This window comes from Peribacillus sp. P4_C12 (genome assembly GCF_056402095.1).
Genome location: NZ_JBFUIB010000487.1, coordinates 1 through 2,690 on the forward strand (window position 1 = coordinate 1; position 2,690 = coordinate 2,690).

Here is a 2,690-nt window from a genome sequence, read left to right on the forward strand (position 1 = left end):
GAATCATGACTATGCTGACGGAGATCCATTCTTAACATATTATGGACCGCAACGTTTTGCGAATAAAAAATACTATAAGGGCTCTTCTGATTCGGGATATGGCTCTTATGCAATTGTTAAAGCAGGAAGCTATGAATACTTAGTCTTAATAGTTGATATGAAAAATCTTCAAAAAGACTTGCAATGGTCAAAAGATGTTTTAAATCAACATAAAGATAAACCGACTATTATCGTTTCTCATGATATTATTTATCCTGAGGTTGAAAATAATAAAACTGTTGCCGTTGAGTCGTCTAACGGCCGACTGATCTGGGATGAACTTATAAAGGATTACAACCAAGTGTTTATGACGGTTAATGGACATTATTTTGGGATAGCACACCAAGTCAAACAAAACGCAGCGGGGAACGATGTCATTCAAATGCTAGTCAATTATCAAGCAAATTACCGAGGAGGAAATGGCTGGCTGAGACTTGTAGAATTCGATGAAAAGAAAAACAAAATGTTTTTCCGTACTTACTCGCCTTTTGTAGATGAAATGCCAAAGAAAGAAAAAACCTATATCGATTATAAATATTTAACAGATGAAAACAATCTATTTGAATTAGATTTCCATTTTAAAGAGAGATTTAATTTCAATTAATCAAATATGAGATAACTCATAAGAACTAACTTCCCTAGTAATCGTATAGCCTATATTTATTTCCTACCGCTATAACATCAGCCTGAGGATATTGTTTGTTTTGAGTTATCCTTATTTTTATATTAATTCTAATTTTTTGTCCACACTATACTTTTTGGTACAATTTCAATAATGTATTAGGGATAATTTCTGTATAAAAAATCCCTACTCTCATCTGGTTTTCCGCTAAACAAAAAGGCTGTCGTGTATTTACGACAGCCTTTTTGTTTAGCTATATGAATTGGTAACTCGGTATACCACTATGCTTTATTCAACACCTGGAAACCATCCTGGAGAATTGATAATCACTTGCCATAATGGATCTGGAATATCAAGTTGCTGCTGATTATTCTTGTTTATTTTAGTAACGATTTCTGTTTCTCTGCCTTGCTCCACTTTTTGAACCCAATCAGGATCAATAATGAGTTCACGGGCTAATGCGATTAAAGGAACACCTGCTTCAAGAGCTTTGATCGCATCATCTGCTGTATAGATGGAACCAACACCTATGACAGGAACTCGATCCCCTACACGATCTTTTATGATTTCTATTCGAGGACGGTTAGCCTCGGCTCCTCGTCTAGCTGTTGACCAGAAATCCATTAATGAAACATGAAGATAATCAAGATCTTTTTTTGCGAGGGCATCTATTAATACCAGTGTATCATCCATAGTGATTCCAGGTGTTTCTGGCTCCTCTGGTGAAAAGCGATATCCTACAATGAACGGCTTTTTGGCATGTTTAGCAACTGCCTTTTTCACTTCATCTACAACCGCTATTGGAAAAGTTAGACGTTTTTCTAGACTTCCACCCCACATGTCTTCTCGACGGTTAGAATGCGGTGAAAAGAATTGCTGAAGTAAGTATCCATTGGCACCATGAATTTCGACACCATCAAAACCTGCTTCAATAGCACGTCGAGTGGTTTCTCCAAAATCAGTAATAATCGATTTAATTTCTGTTTCAGATAGTGGACGTGGAACAGGTTTACCATCGCCTTGTGAAGGAATATTACTGGCACTTACAACATCTCCATTTGGTACTAATTCAGGTGGAACCTCGCGGCCGCCATGGAAAATTTGTAAAATTGCTTTTGCCCCTTTCGCTTTAATCGCTGAAGCTAAGCGTCGTAAGCTCGGAATCAAATCATCCCGATCACCGCCAAATTCACCATGAAATCCTTTACCATTTGCCGTGACATAGGTACATGCTGTAATAACCATACCCACGCCGCTTGACCTGCGTTCATAATAGGTAATTTCGGCATCGGTAACTGTACCGTCAGGATTCGAAGAGAAGTTTGTCATTGGTGCCATAACCAATCGATTCTTTAAATGTACCTCTTTTCCTAAATTAAACGATTCAAATAATGGTGTAAATTTAGAATTCATTAGTTGTATTCCTCCATTTTAATTATGTTATCTCATCATGTGACAGGCATTGGTTAAGATTGGCTATATTTTTTTCTTGTGCAGTGGAATGAACAGATCCAGGTAATAACTTGTATATCAGAATCAAATTATGCATGCTTTGCAATTAATTCTGTTAAAGCTTCTTTAGGCTGATAGCCTACTACCTGATCCACTATTTCTCCATCTTTGAAAAGAATAAGTGCTGGAATACCCATGACTCCATACTTTCTTGTAGTATCTGCATTTTCATCTACATTAAGCTTAACAATCTTAACTTGATCACCCATTTCAACATCGATATCATTAAGCACTGGCGCAATCATTTTACAAGGTCCGCACCAAGGAGCCCAAAAATCAACTAACACTAAACCTTCTTTAATTTCACTAGCAAAAATTTGATCTGTTACATGCATTATTGACATAATCATTTCCCCCTCTAATATTATCCATTAAAATATCAATCTATATTTTTAATTACTTTATCTATTTACATCCAGATTTCCAATCCTATTTCCTGGGATAAGAAACTCAGATTTTCTAGTATTCATTTTTGGATGTTTTTTAATAGATGCTAATTTTTCGGACAATTCCATAA

General features: G+C 36.1%; 3 protein-coding genes. 1 reads left to right on the forward strand and 2 read right to left on the reverse strand.

The features are described 5' to 3' along the window. A partial coding sequence (locus AC1DUW_RS25335) for a metallophosphoesterase family protein (protein ID WP_477643771.1) occupies window positions 1-643 on the forward strand: 643 nt, incomplete at its 5' end. A 306-nt stretch (window positions 644-949) separates the two neighbouring features. Here the strand turns inward: AC1DUW_RS25335 and AC1DUW_RS25340 are convergent. Together AC1DUW_RS25340 and trxA are read right to left on the reverse strand one after the other, a co-directional pair. Beyond that, window positions 950-2,074 (reverse strand): NADH-dependent flavin oxidoreductase, encoded by a 1,125-nt coding sequence (locus tag AC1DUW_RS25340; protein ID WP_053345522.1) that lies wholly within the window; start codon window positions 2,072-2,074, stop codon window positions 950-952. Between the two features lie 128 nt (window positions 2,075-2,202). Then, on the reverse strand, window positions 2,203-2,517 hold the full coding sequence (gene trxA / locus AC1DUW_RS25345) for a thioredoxin (RefSeq protein WP_053345521.1): 315 nt from the start codon (window positions 2,515-2,517) through the stop codon (window positions 2,203-2,205). Window positions 2,518-2,690: the final 173 nt, after the last annotated feature.